Genomic DNA, 23,057 nt, shown 5'->3' with positions numbered 1-23,057 from the left:
TATTTTATGTGCAGATTTTTCTGCTTCTATTTCATAAATTAGAAGGTCTTATTTTTACGTAATAAATACAATCTCTTAATGTTGCTGGCAGGTCAATTTATAACTCAATAAATGGCTCATTTGGTGGTCATATATACCGTCCAGTTATTGATTAAGTTTTCGGGGGATTCGCTAAAATTTGACTCTGTGTGTTTTTTACTTTATTAGATTTTGTGCGTTTATAGTGACCCACTAATCCCGAGTGCCAGTTTAGGTCTAATTGGGAAGTGGATAGGTATTTCTTAGAAGAGAGGTTCTTTTATACGCTAGAAATGGAGAAGCATTTAAGTGCTTCTCCGTTTTAATAAAATATTATTGGTTTTGTTCAAAAAATTTTCACGCAATAATATTCTGATATTCAAGATTGTTTAGTTTGTTGATTTATAGCATAGGGCTTATTCAATCCATACTCTAGTATAGACCCGTTTCTGTTCTGGAGTATCAATAAATCCGTCCCGATCATGTAGGACTTTGGTATTGTTAATAAACACCATGTCTCCAGTGTCCATATAGAAGCTTAATGTATTTTCGGCGCTGTTCAGTTCGTTGTCCAATATATCTAGAGCTTCGACTACTTCTTGTGATAAAGGCTTGTTCACGCGTTGATGGCCTTTCTCAATCCAGTACCGCATATAACGAATGCTGAGCTTTTCGTTTGAATATTCGAAAATAGGGAAACAGTTCTCAAGTATGCTTTTTATGTTTTTGTCGCTGCCTGGAGTAACTAAATCTCTAATATAGTTGTTGTACAGGATCTCCAGTTTTTGTGGAGCAGATTTTCGCAAGTTTTCATGAACTTGAGCCGCAGATACGATTTTTGATTTTCCACCCTCAACCGCTGGAGTAAGACAGCATAATCCAAGTATTTTGGGTTGCACGGTACGTTGTGAGCTATCAGTATGAACGCCAGTGGGTGCATTTGTTTGAGATACAGGAATAGCTTCGCTAGTGTAGTCTTTTCCTGTGTCGAGAATCCCATAAAGCCGACCATAAGTATCTATAGTATTGCCCATTGCCAGGCTAAGCTTTAGGAATAGTAGGTTAAGCGTTGGCTTACTTAATGATTCCTCGCCCTGTATCCATGCCACACCACTACCATGCTCTATTTCATATTTTATCTGGTTGGCAAGCTGGTCGAACTCAGGTGTGGCAACTGATTCTTGGGTCAGGTTATCAATCGGGTTGTTTTGTTGTTTGGCCCAGCTCTCTAAAGCCTCGACTTCGGATTTCCAGTTTGAAGGCCACAGAAACTTCCAGTTGGAAGTTGCGGTCATATCATTAGCAGTCCAGGCTTGAGCTTGAACTACTTCACTTGGGGCTAAGTTAGTCATTTACTTGCACCTTAAATAATACGTGTAGTGGATAGCCGGCTAGTGGTGAGAAAAAATCTGGATCCAGGTCGAGGTGCTCTTGAGTTACTGAGAGTTCTTTAACAGTTAGTAGGGAGTTAAAACCAGCGTTTGCCAGAGCTTCAAAATAGTGTGAAAAATTTTTATGCACGCATCGCACTGAAACTGGCTTACCATCTCTGCGCCATATTTTTCCTTCAAATGTTTGATCTATGCCATCTAAATAAGTCATGTTGCCGTGTTGAAAGTAGAATGGAGGAACTTCTTCCCTCATGAATGGAAGGCAAGGGTGAGGCACTGTAAAAATAAAGGTGCCCCCTTTATTTAATAGACTTTTGACCTTACTTATGACCTTTGTCATTTCTTCTATGGTCAGATAGTTGAAAAGAAATACAGCAATAGCATGATCAAATTTATCTCTAGGAAATTCTGTAAATGTAACGGCATTTCCAACTGCATATTCTGCTTTTGTCAAGTTTTCGGCCGAAGCAGATTCCTTTGCCTGGGAGATCATCTCTGAGGAAGAGTCAACACCAAAGATTGAACCTGCTCCCTTGTTGAGCAGCATCCTGGATACATAGCCTTCACCACAGCCCATATCCAATATGTTTTTCCCATAGATATTTCCGATTTCCTCCAAAACTTTGGGGCGAGCGGTGAAGTCACTGAGTAGAATTTTCTCCGAGCGACTCCAGCTGTGAGCTTGTTTGTTATAGATGGTTTCAGTTGATAGTGGTAAGTTCATCCCGAACTGCTCCTTCAATTTTAGGGATAAAGTATGCTATGCAGTGGTGTGTTTATTGGTGTTTACTACATGGCTGGTGAGAGTTTAGTTATTTGGGGTTTTAATTATTTAGGTTTAATTTCTACTTTGATAAGGCTGGTGTTTTAAGTATTTAAAGTTAGTCGCTACCAGGAAATTCATTTGGTAGTTTTCTTGTGTACTGCAGCTTATTTTGGTGGGCGTGCTAGCAGTTTTTTTGCTTGGATGAGTGTGCAAAGCTAGATGAAGAGCGTCAAGATCTTTTGGTTGAAATGAAATGCTCATAATCCACATTTTATTTATATTTTTTACGTCGGCATAGGTTAGCAATACTTTTGTTTTTTAAATTGATATATATCAAATAGAGTTTGTTTTTTGGGGTTGGATTTAATGGATTAAATTTGCCTTAAAATGCCGTTTGGATAAAAGGTTAATATAATTACAAGTTAAGTTTGAGCTTGTTGTATTCGATTCTCTTCGGTTGGATTGCTGTGTTTGATTGGAGGCGCTTCTAGCTCCCCATATTCTTGGCGTCTCGATGCTTAGGTTAATTTTTTAGAATATCTCTTCCTTGGCTAATCTGATGTTATTGTGGTTTTGATTCTGCTGGCGTCTAGGCATCTTGTTGAGCGTGATTTGATATGAGAGCAACCGCGATTGATTCAGTCGTTTTTCGCGATATTTTTAGTACTTCAGCAATGCGTAAGATTTTCTCGGATGAACAACGCGTGCAGTACTATCTCGATGTTGAAGCGGCGCTGGCCAAAGTACAGGCGCGGTTAAATATAATCCCTGCAGAGGCTGCAGAGGACATTACTCAACACTGTGATGCCAAGCAGATAGATTTTGTAAAGCTTAAGGAGCAAACGGAGCTGATTGGTTATCCGGTGCTGGGTGTTGTAGAGCAGCTAGTGGCACTGTGTAGTCGAGATTTAGGTCAGTGGTGTCATTGGGGGGCAACTACTCAAGATATTACGGATACGGCAACCGTCTTACAGATTAGGGCGGCGCTTGAAATTGTTGAGACGGAGGTAAATAGGATTGCAGATGCTTTAGCGAGCCTGGCCAAGCGTTTCAGGGATACGCCTATGGTTGGGCGCAGTAATCTTCAACAGGCGGTACCTATAACGTTCGGCTACAAGGCGGCTGTTTGGTTGGCTGGTATTCATCGCCATCAAACGCGCTTAAAAGAGATAAAGTCTCGGGCGTTTGTAGGGGAATTTGGTGGTGCGGCGGGTAATCTTTCTTCCCTGGGGCATCAGGGGCTAGAAGTTCAAAGAGGAATTATGCAGGAACTCGATCTCGGAGTCCCTTGTATCGCCTGGCATACGATGAGAGATCGCGTTACCGAAGTGGCTTGTCTATTGGGGCTGATTACTGGCACCTTGGGAAAAATAGCCCTCGATATAAAACTAATGGCACAGACAGAAGTCGGGGAGGTGGCGGAGCCTCTTATATCTGGCCGGGGAGCGTCTAGTACAATGCCCCAAAAGCACAACCCTCTATCAGCAGTTCTTATCAGCGGTACTGTCCCAGTGGTTAGACAGCAGGTTGCCTCTTTACTGGAAGCGATGGTTGAAGACCATGAGCGGGCTACGGGCCCGTGGGAGATAGAGTGGATTGTTCTGCCGGAAATATTCTGTCTTACCGCATCGATATTATCCCAGGCACGTTTTGCGCTAGAAGGACTTCAGGTATTTCCAGAAAAAATGATGCGAAACTTGGAAATGACTGGAGGTTTAGTGCTCTCTGAGGCTGTAATGATGGGACTGGGACCGAAACTGGGGCGTGAGAATGCCCACGATTTGGTTTACCAGATTTGCTGCCAGGCAATGGAGACGGGTCGTCCTTTTTCTGACTTGTTAAAGGAAGATAGACAGGTGTCGGGGGCTCTCTCTGATGCGGAGTTAGATCAACTTCTTGACCCTCATAACTATCTTGGATCATGCGGGGAGATGGTTGATGCAACGCTTGCTGGAAAAGAGCGCTGACTCAGTAACCTGCTGTTGCCCAATTGTCACTGCTAGCTGCTGTGGTTTGATTCCTGTGTCCGCTGCTCTTAATGCAAACTCTCTAAGATTAGAGTCTAAATCTTTATCTTGGCTGGTTTTTATTTTTTTCAGTCAACTATTTTTTTTAAATAGATACCTGAAGAAAATTTAGGTTATTTATTTAAAGATAGGGATTCTATAGCTGGAAGAAACTTAAAAGTTAACACAATCAAGAATCGATGCTTATTACTTGTGGTGTAACATATACAGTGATTTAGTCGATTCATGTTGTATTTAAGTGGTGATCTGAAGGGTGGGGTGATGGGCAGGTTTAAATTGGCATTGGCACAGTTGCCGTCAGAGAAAGGAAATATTGAACGCAATATTGAGTCACATATCCATGCTGTAAAAGTCGCAGTAAGGAAAAAGGCCTCTATTGTGGTGTTTCCCGAGCTTTCATTAACTGGTTATGAGCCGGATCTGGCTGAACAATTAGCGCTTAAGATCGACGATCGACAGTTAAGCCCTCTAGCTGACTTGGCAGCTGACTGTGGTGTTTGGCTAGTTGTGGGCGCGCCTATTCGTCAGAAGAATGGTATTGCGATCGGTTCGCTCGTATTTTCTCCTCAGGGTGAGATTTCTGTTTATTTGAAAATACATTTGCACCCTGGAGAGGAAAAGTGGTTCGTTCCCGGATCTGAATATCTATCACTGAACATCGAAGGTGAGACCGTAGCTCTGGCTATTTGTGCAGATGTGTGTAACCCAGGTCATGTTGCCACCTATGAAAAGCAGGGGGCTTCAGTTTATGTGGCAGGGGTATTGATTACTCCGATGGGATACCCGGAGGATAGTCAACAGTTGGCAAATTATGCTTTGGAGCACAATTTATTGGTGGCTATTGCGAACTTTAATCAGCCGACAGGTGGTTATTCCACAGCCGGCTGTAGTGCAGTTTGGGGCCCCGAAGGTGAGATTGTCAGCGCGAGTGATACAGCCAGCCAACTAGTTTGCGTTGAGCGTGACGATGAAGGGTGGTGTTCGGAGATTGTGTCTCTTTAATTGTGCAGCTCTATAAATAGTAGTTGCCAATAGCTCCCTTCATCGACTCGCTTCCAGCTCTGCTACTAAAGCTGTCACCAATCCGGCTGCGGGCAGGGCTCGTGCGAGAGGGGCTCCTTGTCCGGCCCATTGAACGGCATAGTCGTCATTGCCCGCTTTTGTAGCTGCTTGAGCCAGGGCTTTGCCTGCGGAGTAAGCGATCGGGTAATCCGGCAGAGGGGGAGCGCCCTTACTTAGTGCTTTATAGAATTGGTTGCTGATACCGCGAGCGGGGCGCCCGGAAATATTGGCGGTAATCTCTGTGTGCTGTGCGCGCTCACTTTGCAAGGCGCTGCGGTAGCTGTCGGAGGCCGCAGATTCCGGACAGAGGACAAATGCGGTTCCCATTTGCACGGCACTAGCCCCGAGAGATAGTGCAGCGCGAATGCCAGCGCCATCCATAATGCCACCCGCAGCAACGATTGGTAAGCTGCTGTGGCAACACAGCAATCGCACCAAGGCCAGAGTTCCAATTTCCTGGTCGCCCTCTGGGTGGAAGACCCCCCTATGCCCACCAGCTTCAATACCTTGGGCAATTAAAACATCGATACCAGCATCCTCAGCCAGTTTGGCTTCTTGAGGAGAGGTTGCCGTGGCCATCAAGATAATCCCTACACCTTTTAGTGCGGCGATAAACTCTTCTGACGGTAGGCCAAAGTGGAAGCTGACAACCGGTGGCTTTTGCTCGAGCAAAACTTCCAGCATGGCCTTATTGCCGATAAATGTTGAGTAGGGTTCATTGATCAGCTTGGGAGCCGGTGCATCGAAGGCGGCAAAATGTGGGGCGAGATAGGAAAGCCAGGCTTGCTCCCGTTGGGGATCTTTTGTTGGGGGCCGGTGGCAAAAGAGATTTACATTAAAGGGGTGCTCGGTCTGGTCGTGAGTACAACGAATTTCATCTGCGGCTTTTTCTACTGAGCAGGCGCCGAGTCCAAGTGAGCCGAGTCCTCCTGCATTGGATACAGCGGCGGCGAGAGCGGGTGTGGATACCCCGGCCATGGGGGCTGCAAAGATGGGATGGGAAATCCCGAGTTTTTCGAGTAATGGATTCATGGCCCTGCCTGTGAGTTGCGCTCCCCTTCTGGGCCACCTTAGTGCAGATTGTGCGAGGTAGCTATACCTCGCAGGCGTTAGTGCTGCAAAAGTTTTTGGGGAGCGCGAACAGCAATCCTAGGTGGATTGCTTACAGGTGCAGGTTGAAACCGATGTATGGGCCTTTGATTTCAATATCGCTCTGCAAGTCGTCGAGCTCTTCCAGGTCGAGAGTCATTACGCGGTAACCAGCTTCGATAGCAAAGTCGACAGCTGGTACAAAATCCCAGCGCACTTTAGCTGTCAGGTCGGTATGGGTATCGCCACGGTAGGCCGTTGCATTGCCTTGGGCAATTACAGACCAGCCGGTAAATGGAAGATCAAAGCGCGCCATGCCGTAGGCCATTGGCAGGTAGCCAGTGAGGTCGACAGTCTCTGCCTGGGTATCGCTCACTGCGGTAAATTCACCGTCATACATACGCGCGGTCAAACCGACATCCAGGTTTACCCAGTTGTCCAAAATTTCGTAGTAAAGGGTGGCGTCGGTATGGGTGAGGCTCAGATCTGTGCGGATTTCTGAATTGGCAGTGAAGGTTTCATCATCAAAAGTAACGGAGGTGGCCAGGATATCGTCACCGTCGGTATCGATATTGCTGTGGGCCAAAAGCACATTGGGCACCAGGGGAATGGGGTGTTCCAGGGCAACCTGCAGGAAGGTAATGTTATCTTCCGAGAGGGACAGGTTATCCAGCTTGTATTCGTCGGTACCGATTTTACCGCTATAGCCTGGCAGCCATGCGCCGGCAGTAGCATCAAGGCCGAGGATAGTATCTGCGCTTGCGGTGCCGCAGGCGAGGAGGGTACTCAAGGCAAGTGCGGATTTCTTCATTGACTTCACTCCGTGATGAATTTGTCGCGGAGTTTACAGATAAATTTTTCCTGTGCCGTGGCTAAGTTGCACATTTTTACAAATCTTTAACGTTTTGCACTGGTAAAAATGGTGCGTTTGGATATTGCCTGTTAGTAAATTGGTCGCTTTTTTCCTGCCTCACTAAATAGCTGCTTCGAACAACATCTGTTGTAGCGCGCTGGCGGGATTACTCAGAGTTCGGCCCCGGTGACTGATCACGCCAAGATTTCGCAGTACTTGCAGCTTTTTGACTGGCAGCACTGCCAAGCTGCTGTCCACCAATGTGTGGGGCAGAACACTCCAGCCGAGACCGACACAGGCCATCATCTTAATGGTTTCCAGATAGTTGGTTGCCAGCTTCGCGGTGAGTTTTAACCCCTGGGCATCAAACTCCCTTTTGATCAGGCGCCCGGTATAGGTATTCATATCCGGCAGTATGGCGGGATAGTTGGCGAGGTCGGTGAGTTCCAGTTCCGGCAGCTTTGCCAGGGGGTGATCCGGGGCCGCCACCACAACACAGGGGTCGGGCCAGATCACTTCGGCATTCAGGTGCGGATACTCCTTAAGTGCCAGGGTGACCACGGCCAATTCATATTTGGCGGCCATCAGGGCTTCGTAAGCTTGTTCCGAGTCGACAAAATCGATGTCTAAGGCAACTTGTGGATAGCGAAAGCTGAACTCTTTCAGCACTGGGGGTAGATGATGTAGACCCACGTGGTGGCTGGTGGCGATACGCAAGCTGCCGCTGACCGAGTTGCTCAAAGCGCGCAATTCCCGCTCGGTGTCGCTGATTTCATTAAGTATATGGCGGGCACGGGGCAGTAGGGCGCGACCGGCATCGGTGAGCTGCAATCGCCGTCCAATACGATCGAACAGCGGGGAGCCCAGTTGCTGTTCCAGGGCAGCCAGGCGCTTACTCATGGCGGGCTGGGTCAGGTGCAGCAGCTCGGCGCCTTCAGATACCGAACCCTGTTCGGCGATTGCCAGAAATGCCCGCAGCCACTGTAGTTCCAAGCTGTTTCCCCTGAAGCGGTTTGTCGATAAAGGCTCCGGTTGAGCCCCTGTATAAATGGCAGAGACGCCAGAAGATGGATATTACCCCAGTTTGGCTTTCGAATTCCATTTAGGAATACTTTAGATAATAAATATAAATTGGTGTTATTTGGTGGGTCTGGGTAGACTCAGGCTCTTAACTACTGAGAGGAATGGCTGTGGCAGGGCAAACACTCTACGACAAACTCTGGCAGGACCACCTGATCAAGAACTGTGATGATGGCTCCTCACTTATCTATATCGATCGCCACCTGATTCACGAGGTGACCTCCCCCCAGGCGTTTGAAGGCCTGCGTCTGGCCGGTCGCAAACCTTGGCGCAAGGATTCGCTAGTCGCCACTCCCGACCACAATGTGCCTTCCGAGGCGGCCGAGCGCGCCGCTGGCGTCAGTGGTATTCGCGATGATATCTCCCGAATCCAGGTGCAGACCCTGGATGAGAACTGCCGTGACTTTGATGTAGTCCAGTTCGGTATCAATGAGCCGGGGCAGGGTATTGTGCATGTGATCGGGCCTGAGACAGGTGCGACACTGCCGGGTATGACGGTGGTTTGTGGCGACTCACATACCTCCACCCACGGGGCGCTCGGCGCCTTGGCCCACGGTATTGGCACTTCTGAGGTGGAGCACGTGATGGCTACCCAGTGCCTTACGCAGAAGAAAATGAAGAATATGCTGGTTCGCGTCGACGGCCAGCTGCGCCCAGGTGTCACGGCAAAAGATGTGGTGCTGGCGATCATTGGCAAAATCGGTACTGCTGGCGGTACCGGTTACGCGATCGAGTTTGGCGGCGAAGTGATGCGTAACATGTCCATGGAAGGCCGTATGACCGTGTGCAATATGGCCATTGAAGGCGGTGCTCGCGCGGGGATGGTGGCGGTAGACCAGATCACTCTCGATTACGTGAAAGGCAAGCCCTACGCGCCGAAAGACGAAATGTGGGATCGGGCAGTTGAGGCCTGGAGCCACTTGCAATCCGATGACGATGCGGTATTCGACGAAGTCGTGGTATTGGTCGGTGAGGATATTGAGCCGCAGGTCAGCTGGGGCACTTCCCCTGAGATGGTGGCGCCGATCAGCGCCCAGGTGCCTACCCCCAGTGACGAGAGCGATGCCACTAAGCGTACGGGCATGGAGCGAGCGCTGGAATATATGGGGTTGAACGCCGGGCAGAATATCAGCGATATCAAACTGGATCGCGTATTTATCGGCTCCTGTACCAACTCCCGAATTGAAGATCTTCGCGCAGCAGCAGAAGTTGCCAAGGGTCGTTACAAGGCGGATAGCGTCAAGCAGGTGCTGATTGTTCCGGGCTCCCAGGCCGTAAAAGCCCAGGCTGAGCGCGAGGGGTTGCACGAGATTTTTGTTGAAGCCGGTTTTGAGTGGCGCGAACCGTCCTGTTCCATGTGTCTGGCGATGAATGCGGACAAGCTGGGGGCGGGAGAGCACTGTGCTTCCACCTCCAACCGCAACTTTGAAGGGCGCCAGGGCTACGGTGGCCGCACGCATCTGGTGAGTCCCAGTATGGCGGCAGCTGCTGCAGTTGCCGGCCACTTTGTCGATGTGCGAGAGATGGCACCGGTACAGCTGGAAGAGGAGATGGTCTGATGAAAGCGTTTACCCAGCACGAAGGTCTCGTGGTACCGATGGATCGGGCCAATGTGGATACCGACCTGATCATCCCCAAGCAGTTTTTGAAATCCATTAAGCGCTCTGGCTTTGGCCCTAACCTGTTTGATGAGTTGCGCTATCTGGATGAGGGGGTTCCCGGGCAGGACTGTTCTGGCCGTCCGCTCAATCCGGACTTTCCCCTTAATTTCCCCCGCTACCAGGGGGGTTCAGTGCTGATTGCACGGGAGAATTTTGGCTGCGGTTCCAGCCGTGAGCACGCGCCCTGGGCACTGGAAGATCACGGCTTTCGCGCAATTATCGCGCCCAGCTTTGCTGATATCTTTTTCAATAACTGTTTTAAAAATGGTCTTTTGCCAATTGTCCTGGCGGAAGATGTCGTGCACCAGTTGTTTGAGGAAACACACGGGCAGGAGGGTTATGCGCTCACCATCGACCTGGAACAGCAGCATGTGCGCAAACCCTGTGGCGAGCTGATTCCATTTGAAGTGGATGCCTTCTCCAAGCACTGTTTGTTAAATGGTCTCGATCATATCGGTCTGACCCTGGAGCACGCCGACGATATTCGCGCTTATGAGCAGGCGCGCCGAGAGAAAGCCCCTTGGCTTTTTGATGCGGTTCAGTAATTAAAGGAAATTCCTGTGACGAAAAAAGTAATGATTCTGCCGGGTGACGGCATTGGTCCGGAAATTGTTGAACAGGCCATGGCGGTGCTGGAAGTTGCATCGGGAAAATTCAATCTGGGGCTCAGTTTTGAGCAGGGCCTGATTGGTGGCTCGTCTATCGATGCCCACGGTGAGCCTCTGACTGACGCAACGCTGAAGGCGGCGGGTGACTGCGATGCGGTGCTGCTCGGTGCTGTAGGTGGTCCTCAATGGGATACCCTGGAGCGGGAAATTCGCCCGGAAAAGGGCTTGTTAAAAATTCGCAGCGGCCTGGGCCTCTACGCGAATCTGCGCCCGGCGATTCTCTACCCGCAACTGGCCGATGCCTCTTCGCTTAAGCCCGAAGTGGTCGCCGGCTTGGATATTCTGATTGTGCGCGAATTGACCGGGGGTATTTACTTTGGCGAGCCGCGCGGTATCAAGACCCTGGAAAATGGTGAGCGTCAGGGCTTTAACACCTACGTGTACAGCGAATCAGAAATTGAACGCATTGCCCGCTCTGCCTTTGAGGCAGCACAAAAGCGCAATGGCAAACTCTGTTCTGTAGACAAAGCCAATGTACTGGAAGTGACAGTGCTCTGGCGCGAGGTGTTGGATCGTCTGGCTCCGGAATATCCCGATGTAGAGCTGTCCCATATGTACGTGGACAACGCGGCGATGCAATTGGTGCGGGCGCCAAAGCAGTTTGATGTGATGGTAACCGGCAATATGTTTGGCGATATCCTCTCCGATGCCGCCGCCATGCTTACCGGTTCCATTGGTATGTTGCCCTCCGCCTCCTTGAACGAAAGCGGTTTTGGTCTTTACGAGCCGTGCCATGGCTCCGCTCCGGATATTGCTGGCCAGGGTATCGCCAACCCACTGGCGACTATTTTGTCTGCTGCCATGATGTTGCGCTATTCCCTCGATATGAATGAGGCCGCAGATGCGATTGAAGCAGCAGTGAGCAAGGTGTTGGAGCAGGGTTTGCGCACTGCCGATATTTATACCGGCGGCTGCCAGAAAGTCTCTACCGCAGAGATGGGCGCTGCCGTTGTAGCCGCACTTTAAGTTTCGATTCCACTATCGCGCCGCTTTCCCGGCGGCGCACTTTGACCACCTCACATACAGGACACCGCAATGCAAAAAATAGGTTTTATCGGCTGGCGCGGCATGGTCGGCTCGGTATTACTGGAGCGCATGCGAGCAGAGGATGACTTTGCCCATATCGCCGAACCGGTTTTTTTCTCAACTTCCAATGCCGGAGGCACGGCGCCGGACATCGGCAGGCCGCTGCCGCCACTGGGCGATGCTTACGATATTGATGCACTGAGCCAGCTGGATGCGATTGTCAGCTGTCAGGGTGGTGATTACACCAAGGAAGTTTTTACCCGCTTGCGCGAGGCCGGTTGGCAGGGTTACTGGATTGATGCGGCTTCCAGCCTGCGAATGCAGGACGATGCTGTGATTGTGCTGGACCCGGTTAATCGCGATGTGATTAATCGCGCGATTGATGCCGGGCAGAAAAACTTTATCGGTGGTAACTGCACCGTGAGCCTGATGTTGATGGCTCTGGGTGGGCTGTTTAAGGCGGGCATGGTCGAGTGGGTTACCGCCATGACTTACCAAGCGGCCAGCGGTGCCGGTGCGCGCAATATGCGCGAATTGATTGCGCAGATGGGTGCGCTGCGCGATGGTGTGGCAACAGAGCTGGCCGACCCGGCCAGTGCCATTCTGGAGATTGATCGCAAAGTAGCAGCAGATATGCGCTCAGCGGAATTCCCCACCGCAGAATTTGGCGCGCCACTGGCAGGCAGTTTGTTGCCCTGGATCGATACTCAATTGGAGAATGGCCAGAGCCGCGAAGAGTGGAAGGCGCAAGTTGAAGCAAACAAGATTTTACAGACCGAAACCCCGATTCCTGTAGACGGCACTTGCGTACGTATCGGTGCCATGCGCTGTCACAGCCAGGCTTTCACCATAAAATTGAAAAAAGATTTGCCACTTGCCGACATTGAACAATTGTTAAATGGTGCCAACGACTGGGTAAATGTAGTGCCCAATGAGCGTGAGGCTACGGTGCAGAACCTGACGCCAACAGCAGTTACCGGAAAGTTGGATATTCCTGTCGGTCGACTGCGTAAATTGAGCGTTGGTCCAAAGTACTTAAACGCCTTTACTGTAGGGGATCAGCTGCTATGGGGCGCCGCAGAACCCCTGCGCAGAATCCTGCTGATTTTACTCGGCAAACTGTAACTGGTACGGACCTGAGTAAGTCCTCTACTAAGTGTGGAAATAGGCCACTTTAGTGGAGGACTTTTTGCCAAGCTGTGAACTTCTTCGCGTAAAAAACGGCTACTGTTTGTCATAGCGCCTTTTTCGAATTTTCCCCACGGGTATAATCGCCCCTCATTTTCCCTTTCCAATTCAATGAAGTGATTTGCCATGTCCGAAGCCACCCGCGAACTGGTCATTGTCGGTGTTGATAACGCCGCCTTTGGTCCCCTGCTGGAAGTACTCGAAGAGCGTGAAGTAATTTCCGCCGAGCAGCTGAGTTTGCTGGAGACTGACGAACGGGAAGTAGACCCCCAGGTATTTGCCAATCGCAATATTCCGGTAGAGTCCCTGGAGAAATTTACATTTAACGATAAGCAGGTCGTGATTCTGCTGAGCGCCGGCGATGCCGTTGAAGCCGCCATGGCTGCCGCAGAGCAAAATGGCGCCTGGATTGTCGACGTGGCCAACAATACCCGTGGCGATGAAAGTGTTGCCCTGGTACACCCAATGTTTAACAGCGGGGAACTCGCTTCTGCCGAGCGCCGTGTTGTTGCGCTGCCAAGTGCCGGCGCCTCCATGGTGGCGGAAGCCCTGGCGCCCCTGAAAGATAAACTGCAAGCGGTAGAGGTACAGCTCAACCAGCCGGTGTCTGCCCTGGGCAAGGCCGCAATTGATGCGATGGCGGCACAAACCGCGCGGATGTTTAGTGGCCAGGACGCAGAAATTGATCCAGAGATTGGCCACCGATTGGCGTTTAACCAGCTCAGTGCCTGCGAGGCCCTACTCGCGAGTGGCCACACCCTCAGTGAGCTGACTTTGGTTCACGACCTGCGCCGCTTATTTGGAGACGCGGTAGCCGTCGATGCCAGCATCAATACGGTCTCTGTTTTCCACGGTCAGCTAGCTAATTTGGGCGTCGCTTTAACGGAAGATGTCGACCTGGAAAAAGTGCGTGCGCTGCTGGCAAATGGCGCTGGCCTCAACATGGCGGAGCAGCCCTCGGCAGAAAGTGCGGTGGGCAGCGACGTGACAATCATCGGCCGCTTGCGCCAAAGCCTACTTAACAAGCGACAGTTAAATCTTTGTGCGGTGTCTGACAACCTGCGCAAAGATGTAGCAATAAACTGTGCACAAATTGCTCACTTGTTGCTAAAAAACTACTGATAATTAATACTTAGCGGCCATAGTGAAGGTGTAATCTTAACTTTTGCCTGGCTGAAATTGGCGAGATATTCGCCATATTTGGCGGCTGCCTAAACGGCGGCCAAATCGTCGAACGATTACCGTTCAGTAATGGGGATGTTCTGAAGGCGCGCTTTTCGGAAGCCCTGGGAAGGTTCTAACAATAAAGGGAATCGGATATGCGTGTGCGTAAGTTGGCACTTGCAGTTGGTCTAGTCGGTGCACTGGGAAGCAACACGGCTCTGGCGCTTGGACTAGGTGAGATCAAGCTCAACTCGACCCTTAACCAGCCTCTCGATGCGGAAATCGGATTGCTGCAAACTCGCGGTTTGGAAGATACCGAAATTAGGGTTCGCCTCGCAGGCCCTGAAGAATTTGAGCGAGCTGGTGTCGAGCGTTCTTACCTTCTCACTTCTTTAGATTTTGAAGTAGATTATTCAGGTGGCAAGCCGGTTATCCGTATTTCCAGCCGTGAAGCAATTCGCGAGCCCTTCTTGAATTTCCTTGTTGAGACTCGTTGGCCCAGTGGCCGTTTATTGCGCGAATATACGCTGTTGATGGACCTGCCGGCGTTTTCTCCTACCGCAGCACAACAGCCCGTGCGTGCGGCTGAGCGCGAACGCCAACAAGTGCGTCGCAATACCCCGGTACAGCAGCCTCAGCGACGGACAACACCTGCGCCGAGCAGTAATCAAGCTCCGGCACAGCCGACTCCCACTGAAAGCGTTACTCCTGAAAGTCGGGAGGCGGCGCGTTCACAACCTCGCTATGTGTCCACAGAAAGTGGTGACAGTAGCCAAGTTTACGGCCCGGTAAGTTCTTCAGATACCCTCTGGGAAATTGCACTGCAAAATCGTGCCAGCCGCGAGTTTTCTGTGCAGCAGACTATGCTGGCGATCCAAAGGCTGAATCCGGAAGCCTTTATTAATGACAATATTAATCTGTTGAAGAAAGGCGCCGTTCTGCGTCTGCCTAATACAGAAGATCTGCGCACACTGACTATGACTGAGGCCATCTCTGAAGTGGCCCAGCAAAATGATTCTTGGCGTCAGCGCTCCGAAGTGGAAGTGACCACAGGTGCACCACTGGATGCCCGCGCAGTTGAGGAAGAGTCTTTCACCAGTGAAACGGTTGAAGGGCGTGTGAGTCTTGTTACACCTGGGGATAATGAGTCTGTATCTTCGGGCTCTGGAGCTGGCTCTGAAGACAGTGCAGCGCTTGAAGGCAATCTCACTATGGCTGAGGAAGAGCTGGATAAGTCCAAGCTTGAAAACTCAGAATTGCGTGAGCGGATTTCCGAGCTCGATGAGCAGATTGACACCATGGAGGCGCTGGTCGAGGTTTCCAGTGAAGAGCTGGTAGCTGCGGTCGAGGCTGCTGAGCAGTCCGATGCGCTGCTCAATCCCACTGTGGTGGGTGATGCTGAAGCGGAGCTCGCAGATGACAGCCTTGCTGTCGACGATAGTGAAGAGCCAGAGGGTGCAATCGACGCAGAAGAGGAAGCTGCTGAAACTGAGCCGGCTCCATCGGAAGAGCGCAACCGGGTAGTGGCTGTGCAAACCAAACCCAAGCCCACCTTTATGGAGCAGCTCGCCGATAATGGATTGCTGATTGGCTTGGGCGGTGGGGGCTTGTTGGCCGCTATATTTGGTCTGTTTACCTGGCGTCGCCGCAAGGCCGAGCAAGAGGCGCAGCAAGAACTTGAACAGCAGATGGCTATGGAACATGAGCCGCTGGATATTCCTGAGCAAATTGCCGAACCCGATGAAACTCTCGCTGCAGTAGAAAGTATGGAGGCCGACGACACTTTCGATCTGGGCGATCTCGGCGATGTAGGCACTGATGACCCTATTTCTGAAGCGGAGATTCACCTGTCCCTGGGGCAGTACGAGGAAGCTGAAAGCAAGCTTTTGCTGGGGCTGGAAAAAGACCCGCAGGTGGTCGATGCACGCCTGATGTTGATGGAGGTCTACGCCCACAACCAGGATGTTGAGAGGTTTGACGACCACTATCGCCAGCTGCTCAGTATCAGCGACGGCCCTGCTGCTGATCGCGCCGCGCGCCTGCGTGAATCCATTGTTGGTGCACCGGATTTTGAAGCCCCGGCTATGGGTCTATCCAATGAATCCTTCGAGGCAGCGCAGCTCGACGATATTGGCGCGGCCCTGGACGATGACTTCACAAGTGCGGAACCGGATCTCGACAGCAGCGATAGCCTGGAGCCTGACACGTCACTCCTCGACGATCTGACCATGGATCTGTCATTGGATGAAGACAAGTCTGATTCTGACCAGGAATTGTCCTTGGATCTGGATTTGGATAGTAGTTTTGAAGAGCCGTTACAGGTGGCTGCGGAGCGGGGCGAATCCTTCGATACGGAGTTCAGCCTGGATGATTTGGATCTGGACGGTGCTCTCGATGGTGATAGTCAGGAAACCACCCTCGCGGCATCTGAGCCAGAAACTGAAAACGACTTAAATCTTGACGAGCTTGATTTGGGTGAACTGGATCTGGGTGATTTGGGCTCAAGCAATCAAGGGTCCGCTTTGGTCGAAGACGATTTGGGGCTAGAACCTTCTGATAACACAGATGAAAGTGTCGAAGCTCCAATAGAATTCGATACCTCTGACTTGGATCTGGATTCTCTCGATCTGGAACCGGCGGTAGAGGAAAACACTACAGCCTCAGTTGAGACCCAACTGGAAGAAAAGGCAACTACTAGCGGTGGTTCGGTTCCGGGCCTGGATTTTGAGCTGGATCTCTCCATGATGGAGGAAAAGACCCAGCCGCAAGCGGAAGAAGAGGTTTCGCTTGAGCTGGATACGGCCTTTGAATTGGATGATGCTCTGGAGCTGGATTCCGTTGACAGCGGTTTGAGCGAGGAGATCTCCCTGACAGAAGGAGTCTCCTCTGCCCAGGAGTCTGCAGAAGAGTTATCCATGGATGACTTCTCTGATGGTGATCTGGAGATGATCGGCGGCGACTTGGATTCCGACCTGGATCTCGACGGTATCGACCTGGATGATATTGCTGCGGATCTCAACGCAACTGAGCAGCCCTCGGCAGAGGTAGTCGCGGCCAGCAATGAGCCGGCAGCAGATTTATCCCTCGATGCTGATCTGGATACTCTCGATGCTGCAGGTATGGAGCTGGCCGGGGCTAGCGACCTGGACTTCAATGCGGATGCAATCGAAGAGGAGTTCTCCCTGGAGGATGAGCTGGCTCTCATCGATGAATCCACTGAGGGTGATTTGACTCTTGAGCCAGAACCCCTGGTTGAAGCTAAGCCTGAAGCGACAGAGCAGGTTGAGGCGATTGTCGAAAAGCCGTCAGATTCTGACTTTGGTGACCTCGACTTCAACCTGGAAAGCGACCTCAATTCAGAGTTGAGTTTGCTGGAAGGTGGCGATGAGATGGCAACCAAGTTGGAGCTGGCTCAAGCTTATATGGATATGGGTGACGAAGAGGGCGCTAAGGATATCCTCAAAGAGGTAGCCCAGGATGGTGGCGGTGAACACAAAGACCGCGCCGAGGAAATGCTGGAGCGGATGGTGTAAGCTAGCAGCATATTCCGTTTTTGAAAAAACCTCGCACTGGTTGCGAGGTTTTTTTATGTTTACCGGGAAGTTCCCGGCAGTGATTTTTACCCGGCGCAGTCGCAGCGGGGAGAGCAAGTGGTTTTGGTGATATGAGTCAGGTGACGCAGAGGGAATATATTTACAAGCCCAATGGGGAGGTCCCTGAAGGTGAGGGGCTGCCCGAAGGGCTGCGCCGCATAGCCCTGGGCGTTGAATACTGCGGAGCCAAACTGCACGGTTTCCAGAAGCAGAAGTCTGCATCGGAGACTGTCCAGGCTTATCTGGAGCGGGCTTTATCCACTATTGCAGCGGAGGATGTGACCTTGGTTTGTGCCGGGCGTACTGATGCGGGCGTTCATGCTACCAATCAGGTCATCCACTTTGATACCCGAGCGCAGCGCCCGGACCGCGCCTGGGTGCAGGGAGTTAATACCAAGTTGCCGGATTCAGTGCGGGTGCGCTGGGCGCGGGAAATGCCGGCGCAGTTCCATGCACGTTTTTCCGCTCACGCCCGCAGTTATCGCTACCTGATCCACAGCGCACCGACCCGCTCGGCCCACAGCGCCGCTGAGGTAACCTGGACCCAGCATTCGCTGGACCTGGAGGCGATGCGTGAGGGAGCCAGCTACTTGATCGGCCGCCACGACTTCACCAGCTACCGCGCCTCTCAGTGTCAGGCCAAGAGCCCGGTGCGTGAAATTACCCGCCTGGATATTGCTCCAGTGGGTCAGCTGATTGCCTTGGAGATTAGTGCTAACGCATTCCTTCACCATATGGTGCGCAATATCACCGGGGTTTTGATGGCTGTGGGGCGAGGTGAGCGTCCACCAATTTGGGTAAGAGAGGTGCTGGATCAGCGGGACCGCTCCGCCGGAGGCGTGACTGCGCCGCCGTTTGGCCTGTATCTCGTTGATGTGCGCTATCCGGATCATTTCCAGCTTCCCCAATGTGAGCCTGGGCCACTGCTGGTGCCACAACCTTTGGGTGCTTTGCTTTCCAGTTAGACTGCTGAATTTTTCGAGGCTAAAGCAAATCTGGGAGAGGGCGTGCATTTCGCGCCTTCTGACTATCTGCTAGTATCCGTCGTTCCCTCTTTTGATCGGCCAGCCGGCTGAGTCCAGGTTACACGATGCAAGTAAAAATATGCGGCATCACTTGTATAGAAGATGCCCTGATGGCTGTAGATGCAGGTGCCGACGCGTTGGGCCTGGTATTTTATAAGCCGAGCCCGCGCTATATCGATCTTGATATGGCAGCTAAAGTTGCAGCGGCAGTTCCCCCATTTGTCACCCTGACGGGGTTATTTGTCGATGCGGCACAGAGTGAGGTGGACGCTGTACTGGAATCGGTGCCGCTTAACCTGTTGCAATTCCACGGCGATGAAAGTGCCCGTTTCTGCGAACAATTCCGGCGTCCCTATATCAAAGCGTTGCGGATGAAAGATGACCTCGATGTCAAAGCCGCAATGACTGAGCACCCCAAAGCCCGGGGTTTTCTATTGGATGCCTACAGGCCTGGTGTCCCCGGTGGTACTGGAGAGACCTTTGATTGGGGCAGGGTTCCCCAAGATAGCAATCGCCCGATCGTTCTTGCCGGTGGCTTGAATCCCGCGAATGTAACTGCAGCAGTAGAAGCTGCGCGCCCACAGGGGGTGGATGTGAGCGGAGGTGTAGAGCGTCAGCCGGGACGCAAGGATCGAGAAAAAGTTTTTGCGTTTGTCAGTGCGGCGAAGAGATAGATTGAGAGGCGGTACCGGAAGTGCCGCCCGCCGGCTTGGCCAGCGCGAGCCAGTAAATACCACCAGATCGACGCATCTGCGTCAGTATTTTCTGGCGACGTTTGAATAGTTCAGGAAGAACTACGGCTAATAGTATTGAAGCGGCACAGGGAAGTGCCGCCCGCCGGCTTGGCCGGCGCGAGCCAGCAAATACCAGCAGATCGATGCATCTGCGCCAGTATTTTCTGGCGACGTTTGAATAGTTCAGGAAGAACTACGGCTAATAGTATTGAAGCGGCACAGGGAAGTGCCGCTCGCCGGCTTGGTCGGCGCGAGCCAGTAAATACCAGCAGATCGACGTATCTGCGCCAGTATTTTCTGGCGACGTTTGAATAGTTCAGGGAGAACTACGGCTAATAGTATTGAAGCGGCACAGGGAAGTGCCGCTCGCCGGCTTGGCCGGCGCGAGTCAGCAAATACCAGCAGATCGACGCATCTGCGCCAGTATTTTCTGGCGACGTTTGAATAGTTCAGGAAGAACTATTCAAACAGTAGGTAAACAGAAAGAAAGTTTTAACCCCACGTGACCACGGAGTATGAGTGTGAGTAAGCCAGGTGCTATCGATTTTTCCACCTTCCCGGATGCGAGCGGACATTTTGGTCCCTACGGCGGTCGCTTTGTATCGGAGACGCTGATCAGCGCATTGGATGAGCTTCAGGCAATGTATAGCCGCCTGAAAGATGATCCGGATTTTGTCGCTGCCTTTGATCACGATCTGGCGCACTACGTAGGCCGGCCATCGCCGCTGTATCTTGCTGAGCGACTGACTGAGCAGGCGGGCGGTGCGCGAATCTGGCTTAAGAGGGAAGACCTGAACCATACCGGTGCGCACAAGGTAAATAACACGGTGGGCCAGGCACTGCTGGCCAAACACAGCGGTAAAACCCGCGTTATTGCCGAAACCGGCGCTGGTCAACACGGTGTGGCTACGGCAACCGTGGCAGCGCGTCTCGGTTTGCAGTGTACGGTTTATATGGGTGCGGAAGACGTTAAGCGCCAGTCCCCCAACGTATACCGTATGAAGCTGCTGGGGGCAGAAGTGGTGCCGGTGGAATCCGGCTCCAAGACCCTAAAGGACGCCATGAATGAAGCCATGCGCGATTGGGTAACCAATGTCGATAATACTTTCTACATTATCGGCACTGTGGCTGGTCCTCACCCTTATCCGCAATTGGTGCGCGACTTCAACTCTATTATCGGCCGTGAAGCCCGTCGCCAGAGTTTGGAGCGCTTTGGCCAGTTGCCCGATGCGCTGGTGGCCTGCGTCGGTGGTGGTTCCAATGCGATCGGCCTGTTCCACCCGTTCCTGAATGACGCTGAAGTGAAAATGTTTGGTGTCGAAGCCGGCGGTGAAGGTCTGGCTTCCGGTAAGCATGCTGCACCACTGAATGATGGTATTCCCGGTGTTCTGCACGGTAACCGCACCTACCTGATGGAAGATGACGACGGCCAGATTATCGAGACTCACTCGGTTTCTGCGGGGCTCGACTACCCGGGTGTTGGCCCTGAGCACTCTTGGCTGAAAGATATCGGCCGGGTGGAATATGTCACCGCCGATGATGATGAAGCCCTGGATGCCTTCCGTCGACTCACTCGCACTGAGGGCATTTTGCCGGCATTGGAATCCAGCCATGCAGTCGCGTACGCGCTCAAGTTGGCGGCTTCCATGAGTCCTGAACAGAATGTCCTCGTGAATCTCTCCGGCCGAGGCGATAAGGATATTTTCACCGTTGCCGCTATCGACGGTATCGAGGTGTAGCAATATCACCGCCCGCCTCTGAGGCGGGCAAAATGGGTGAAGATCAAATAATTGAGCTGGCTTTTTGCCAGGAGTAGCTCAGGGAATAAACTGTGACAGAACAAAATAGAATTGATCGCCGCTTTGCCAAGTTGCGCGATGAGGGCCGCAAGGCACTGGTAACTTATATTGTCGCTGGCGATGGCGGCTTGGAAAATACTGTGCCGTTGATGCATCAGTTGGTGGCCAGCGGGGCCGATGTTATTGAACTGGGGGTGCCGTTTTCCGACCCCATGGCAGAGGGCCCGGTAATTCAGAAAGGGCATGAGCGCGCACTGGCCAATGGGGCTTCGCTGCGCAAATGTTTGGCATTGGTGAAAGAATTTCGTCAGTCGGATAGTGACACCCCGGTAATCCTGATGGGCTATGCCAACCCTATTCAGCGTATGGGTGAATTGGAGTTTGCTGAAGCGGCGTCCACTGCGGGTGTCGATGGTGCCCTGACCGTAGATCTGCCAGCTGAAGAGTCCGGTTCCCTGAATGCCTTTTTGGCGGAGCGCAACCTGCGCAATATCTTCCTGCTGACGCCTACTACTACTGAAGAGCGTATTCGTGAAATTACCGATGTTGCCAGTGGCTTTGTTTACTATGTATCCCTGAAAGGGGTTACCGGAGCAGGCCACCTGGATTTAGATTCAGTGCGTGACAATCTGGACCATATTCGTCAGTTTACCGATCTGCCCCTGTGTGTTGGCTTCGGTATCAAAGATGGTACCTCAGCCCGCCAGGTCAGTGCCCATGGCGACGGTGCTGTAGTCGGTAGCGTGCTGGTGTCGGCGGTAGATGCGGCGGCAGACCTGGAAGCCGCTAAAACGGCGGTTGGAGCTATTGTCAGCGAGATGCGCGAAGCCCTGGATCGCTAAAAGCAGCTATAGGTCTAAGCACAAAACTGGCCAGAAAGCCAAAAATAGCGGCTGATCTGGCCGGGTTTGTTGTTCAGCTTAGTGTTTTAATTCCTAGCCTGAAACCCACTGGTCGGTAAAATGTGCCGGCCCAAAGAAAGCCTCCGGATTTGGAAACGAGATGAGCTGGTTAGAAAAAATTGTCCCTGCGGTAATTCGCACAGAGCGTCGCACCGGCAGCAGCAAGGTCCCCGAGGGGGTTTGGAAGAAGTGCGTCAAATGCGATGCGATGCTTTATCGCCCGGAGCTGGAACGCAATCTGGATGTGTGCCCCAAGTGCGATCACCACTTTAGAATCGGCGCCCGTCGCCGCCTGGATATCTTCCTCGACGAGGAGGGTCGTGAAGAGCTGGCCACCGATGTGCAGCCGGTTGATCGCCTGAAGTTTAAAGACGTTAAAAAATATAAAGACCGCTTGGTACAGGCACAAAAGTCCACTGGTGAGAAGGATGCCCTGATCGCCATGCAGGGCAGCCTGAATGGTGCCCCCCTGGTAGCGGTAGCATTTGAGTTCGCTTTCCACGGTGGCTCCATGGGCTATGTGGTCGGCGAGCGCTTTACCCGTGCCGCTCAGCGTGCCTTGGAGCAGCGTATCCCGTTGGTTTGTTTCTCTGCTACCGGTGGTGCCCGGATGCAGGAGGCCCTGATCTCCCTGATGCAGATGGCCAAAACCTCGGCGGTGCTGGAAAAAATGAAGATGGCCGGTGTGCCTTATATCTCCATTATGACCGACCCGGTTTACGGTGGTGTTTCCGCATCCCTGGCCCTGCTGGGTGATATCAATGCGGCGGAGCCCGGAGCGCGCGCTGGTTTTGCCGGCCCGAATATTATCGAGCAGACCATTCGCCAGAAATTGCCGAAAGGTTTCCAGCGCAGTGAGTTCCTGCTGGAGCACGGCGCAATTGATATGATTATTCCTCGCAAGGAAATGCGCTCTACAGTGTCCCGCATATTGGGTAAACTGACCGGCAACTGATTTCCATTCCCTTGGGTAATGCTGTGATCAGCTTAATTTCCGCTGATTGCAGCCCC

The 23,057-nt window shown here is 52.0% G+C and carries 18 protein-coding genes; 13 read left to right on the top strand and 5 right to left on the bottom strand.

All coding sequences use genetic code 11. The features are described from left to right. Positions 1–434: 434 nt before the first annotated feature. Both ACJJIE_RS10305 and ACJJIE_RS10300 read right to left on the bottom strand, forming a co-directional pair. Positions 435–1,370 (bottom strand): TauD/TfdA family dioxygenase, encoded by a 936-nt coding sequence (locus tag ACJJIE_RS10305; RefSeq protein ID WP_444894531.1) that lies wholly within the window; start codon positions 1,368–1,370, stop codon positions 435–437. After that, positions 1,363–2,133 (bottom strand): class I SAM-dependent methyltransferase, encoded by a 771-nt coding sequence (locus tag ACJJIE_RS10300; RefSeq protein WP_444894530.1) that lies wholly within the window; start codon positions 2,131–2,133, stop codon positions 1,363–1,365. The genes ACJJIE_RS10305 and ACJJIE_RS10300 overlap by 8 nt, the downstream gene beginning before the upstream one ends. 659 nt (positions 2,134–2,792) lie before the next feature. On the opposite strand from ACJJIE_RS10300, the gene pcaB reads away from it, so the two are divergent. Together pcaB and ACJJIE_RS10290 are read left to right on the top strand one after the other, a co-directional pair. Continuing rightward, positions 2,793–4,142, top strand: coding sequence for a 3-carboxy-cis,cis-muconate cycloisomerase (gene pcaB, locus ACJJIE_RS10295; protein WP_444894529.1), 1,350 nt, complete (start codon positions 2,793–2,795; stop codon positions 4,140–4,142). 321 nt (positions 4,143–4,463) lie between these two features. Then, positions 4,464–5,204 carry a carbon-nitrogen hydrolase family protein gene (locus ACJJIE_RS10290; RefSeq protein WP_444894528.1) on the top strand — a complete coding sequence of 247 codons (741 nt, stop codon included), beginning with the start codon at positions 4,464–4,466 and terminating at the stop codon, positions 5,202–5,204. Positions 5,205–5,243: 39 nt separating this feature from the next. Here the strand turns inward: ACJJIE_RS10290 and ACJJIE_RS10285 are convergent, their stop codons facing one another. From ACJJIE_RS10285 to ACJJIE_RS10275, 3 genes are all read right to left on the bottom strand, one after another. Further along, positions 5,244–6,296: an NAD(P)H-dependent flavin oxidoreductase gene (locus ACJJIE_RS10285; protein ID WP_444894527.1), complete on the bottom strand. Its 1,053-nt coding sequence runs from the start codon at positions 6,294–6,296 to the stop codon at positions 5,244–5,246. Positions 6,297–6,426: 130 nt separating this feature from the next. Then, a complete protein-coding gene (locus ACJJIE_RS10280; protein WP_444894526.1) occupies positions 6,427–7,164 on the bottom strand; it encodes a TIGR04219 family outer membrane beta-barrel protein in 738 nt (245 codons plus the stop codon). A gap of 162 nt (positions 7,165–7,326) precedes the next feature. Then, entirely contained in the window at positions 7,327–8,199 is an 873-nt protein-coding gene (locus ACJJIE_RS10275) for a LysR family transcriptional regulator (RefSeq protein ID WP_282931865.1), read from the bottom strand. 197 nt (positions 8,200–8,396) lie between these two features. Here ACJJIE_RS10275 and leuC point away from each other — a divergent pair, with 197 nt between their 5' ends. From leuC to accD, 11 genes are all read left to right on the top strand, one after another. Next, the gene (leuC, locus tag ACJJIE_RS10270; protein WP_444894525.1) at positions 8,397–9,845 is read left to right on the top strand and encodes a 3-isopropylmalate dehydratase large subunit; all 1,449 of its coding nucleotides are present in this window, start codon (positions 8,397–8,399) and stop codon (positions 9,843–9,845) included. Next, positions 9,845–10,492: a 3-isopropylmalate dehydratase small subunit gene (gene leuD, locus ACJJIE_RS10265; protein WP_444894524.1), complete on the top strand. Its 648-nt coding sequence runs from the start codon at positions 9,845–9,847 to the stop codon at positions 10,490–10,492. Before leuC ends, leuD begins: the two co-directional genes overlap by 1 nt. Positions 10,493–10,522: 30 nt before the next feature. Continuing rightward, positions 10,523–11,581, top strand: coding sequence for a 3-isopropylmalate dehydrogenase (leuB, locus tag ACJJIE_RS10260; RefSeq protein WP_444894759.1), 1,059 nt, complete (start codon positions 10,523–10,525; stop codon positions 11,579–11,581). A gap of 69 nt (positions 11,582–11,650) precedes the next feature. Continuing rightward, on the top strand, positions 11,651–12,766 hold the full coding sequence (gene asd / locus ACJJIE_RS10255; RefSeq protein ID WP_444894523.1) for an aspartate-semialdehyde dehydrogenase: 1,116 nt from the start codon (positions 11,651–11,653) through the stop codon (positions 12,764–12,766). A gap of 189 nt (positions 12,767–12,955) precedes the next feature. Then, positions 12,956–13,951, top strand: coding sequence for an Asd/ArgC dimerization domain-containing protein (locus tag ACJJIE_RS10250; protein WP_282931869.1), 996 nt, complete (start codon positions 12,956–12,958; stop codon positions 13,949–13,951). A gap of 197 nt (positions 13,952–14,148) precedes the next feature. Next, positions 14,149–17,526 (top strand): motility hub landmark protein FimV, encoded by a 3,378-nt coding sequence (locus tag ACJJIE_RS10245; RefSeq protein ID WP_444894522.1) that lies wholly within the window; start codon positions 14,149–14,151, stop codon positions 17,524–17,526. Between the two features lie 131 nt (positions 17,527–17,657). After that, positions 17,658–18,551, top strand: a complete 894-nt coding sequence (truA, locus tag ACJJIE_RS10240) for a tRNA pseudouridine(38-40) synthase TruA (RefSeq protein ID WP_444894521.1) — start codon at positions 17,658–17,660, stop codon at positions 18,549–18,551. Between the two features lie 125 nt (positions 18,552–18,676). Then, the gene (locus ACJJIE_RS10235; RefSeq protein ID WP_444894520.1) at positions 18,677–19,285 is read left to right on the top strand and encodes a phosphoribosylanthranilate isomerase; all 609 of its coding nucleotides are present in this window, start codon (positions 18,677–18,679) and stop codon (positions 19,283–19,285) included. Between the two features lie 575 nt (positions 19,286–19,860). Beyond that, entirely contained in the window at positions 19,861–21,084 is a 1,224-nt protein-coding gene (gene trpB / locus ACJJIE_RS10230) for a tryptophan synthase subunit beta (protein WP_108732438.1), read from the top strand. A gap of 92 nt (positions 21,085–21,176) precedes the next feature. Then, entirely contained in the window at positions 21,177–21,986 is an 810-nt protein-coding gene (gene trpA / locus ACJJIE_RS10225; protein WP_413664953.1) for a tryptophan synthase subunit alpha, read from the top strand. Between the two features lie 160 nt (positions 21,987–22,146). After that, on the top strand, positions 22,147–23,001 hold the full coding sequence (gene accD / locus ACJJIE_RS10220; RefSeq protein WP_282931874.1) for an acetyl-CoA carboxylase, carboxyltransferase subunit beta: 855 nt from the start codon (positions 22,147–22,149) through the stop codon (positions 22,999–23,001). Positions 23,002–23,057 lie beyond the last annotated feature (56 nt).

The sequence above is a fragment of the Microbulbifer maximicatervae (SeqCode) genome (assembly GCF_052467325.1).
The sequence above is the reverse complement of the archived record's forward strand: the minus strand, read 5'-3'. Positions and strand labels throughout refer to the sequence as shown.

Bases quoted from the DNA above. Each gene is read 5' to 3' on its own strand.
- ACJJIE_RS10305 (WP_444894531.1), bottom strand. From the start codon at position 1,370: ATGACTAACTTAGCCCCAAGTGAAGTAGTTCAAGCTCAAGCCTGGACT.
- ACJJIE_RS10300 (WP_444894530.1), bottom strand. From the start codon at position 2,133: ATGAACTTACCACTATCAACTGAAACCATCTATAACAAACAAGCTCAC.
- pcaB (WP_444894529.1), top strand. From the start codon at position 2,793: ATGAGAGCAACCGCGATTGATTCAGTCGTTTTTCGCGATATTTTTAGT.
- ACJJIE_RS10290 (WP_444894528.1), top strand. From the start codon at position 4,464: ATGGGCAGGTTTAAATTGGCATTGGCACAGTTGCCGTCAGAGAAAGGA.
- ACJJIE_RS10285 (WP_444894527.1), bottom strand. From the start codon at position 6,296: ATGAATCCATTACTCGAAAAACTCGGGATTTCCCATCCCATCTTTGCA.
- ACJJIE_RS10280 (WP_444894526.1), bottom strand. From the start codon at position 7,164: ATGAAGAAATCCGCACTTGCCTTGAGTACCCTCCTCGCCTGCGGCACC.
- leuD (WP_444894524.1), top strand. From the start codon at position 9,845: ATGAAAGCGTTTACCCAGCACGAAGGTCTCGTGGTACCGATGGATCGG.
- leuB (WP_444894759.1), top strand. From the start codon at position 10,523: ATGATTCTGCCGGGTGACGGCATTGGTCCGGAAATTGTTGAACAGGCC.
- asd (WP_444894523.1), top strand. From the start codon at position 11,651: ATGCAAAAAATAGGTTTTATCGGCTGGCGCGGCATGGTCGGCTCGGTA.
- ACJJIE_RS10250 (WP_282931869.1), top strand. From the start codon at position 12,956: ATGTCCGAAGCCACCCGCGAACTGGTCATTGTCGGTGTTGATAACGCC.
- ACJJIE_RS10245 (WP_444894522.1), top strand. From the start codon at position 14,149: ATGCGTGTGCGTAAGTTGGCACTTGCAGTTGGTCTAGTCGGTGCACTG.
- truA (WP_444894521.1), top strand. From the start codon at position 17,658: ATGAGTCAGGTGACGCAGAGGGAATATATTTACAAGCCCAATGGGGAG.
- ACJJIE_RS10235 (WP_444894520.1), top strand. From the start codon at position 18,677: ATGCAAGTAAAAATATGCGGCATCACTTGTATAGAAGATGCCCTGATG.
- trpB (WP_108732438.1), top strand. From the start codon at position 19,861: ATGAGTGTGAGTAAGCCAGGTGCTATCGATTTTTCCACCTTCCCGGAT.
- accD (WP_282931874.1), top strand. From the start codon at position 22,147: ATGAGCTGGTTAGAAAAAATTGTCCCTGCGGTAATTCGCACAGAGCGT.